This window comes from Aquamicrobium soli, from assembly GCF_042646345.1.
Lineage (GTDB): Bacteria > Pseudomonadota > Alphaproteobacteria > Rhizobiales > Rhizobiaceae > Mesorhizobium > Mesorhizobium soli_A.
The window spans coordinates 1-704 of the sequence record NZ_JBHRTK010000041.1 but is presented as its reverse complement, the minus strand read 5'-3'; the positions used below and the strand labels follow the sequence as shown (position 1 = coordinate 704).

General features: G+C 64.3%; 2 protein-coding genes. Both read left to right on the top strand.

Annotated elements, in window-relative coordinates; genetic code table 11:
• The first annotated feature begins 36 nt into the window (after positions 1-36).
• The gene (locus tag ACFOHJ_RS24830; RefSeq protein ID WP_080918740.1) at positions 37-426 is read left to right on the top strand and encodes a transposase; all 390 of its coding nucleotides are present in this window, start codon (positions 37-39) and stop codon (positions 424-426) included.
• A partial coding sequence (locus ACFOHJ_RS24825) for a transposase (protein WP_378225834.1) occupies positions 417-704 on the top strand: 288 nt, incomplete at its 3' end. The genes ACFOHJ_RS24830 and ACFOHJ_RS24825, both read left to right, overlap by 10 nt.

Genomic DNA, 704 nt, shown 5'->3' with positions numbered 1-704 from the left:
GATTCATGGATTGCCGACTGATTCTGGAGGTCGGCGATGTCCACGAAGATGACGGAAACGGATTGGGCGGTGGCGCTGGAGGTCTTCCGGGCCTCGCTGCCACGGCGCGGAGCCAAGGGCCGGGACGACCGGCTGTTCCTGGAGGCCCTGCACTATTTCTCGGTCCACAACATCATCTGGCGGGCGCTGCCGGAGCGCTTCGGCAAATGGAACAGCGTCTGGAAACGGTTCGACCGGCTGAGCAAGGCGGGTGTGTTCGAAACCTTCTTCGACCACCTCGCCGCGCTCTCATCGTCGGCGCATCTGGTGCAGATGTTCGATTCCACCGTGGTGCGTGCGCATGTGTCGGCCGCAGGTGCAAAAGGGGGCAGGAAGGTCAGGCCCTCGGCCGCTCGCGCGGCGGCTTTTCGACCAAAATCCATCTGAAGACGGATTTCGACGGCCAACCCATCGCCTTCGACCTGACTGGCGGCGAGAAGGGGGACGCGCCGCACTTTCCCATCCTGCTCGGCCTCCGTCCCGACGTCGAGCCACGCGCGGCGATCGGCGACAAGGGCTACGCCAGCAAGGCCAATCGCCAAGCCGCGCGAGACCGCGGCATCGTTCCCGTCATTCCACGCAAGGCCAATGAGAAGGAGAAGCCGGCCTTCTTCGCCAAGACACTCTACAAAGGCCGTGCCCGCATCGAGCAGGCCGTAGGCAAG

Coding starts and splice junctions, on each gene's coding strand:
- ACFOHJ_RS24830 (WP_080918740.1), top strand. CDS start 37: ATGTCCACGAAGATGACGGAAACGGATTGGGCGGTGGCGCTGGAGGTC.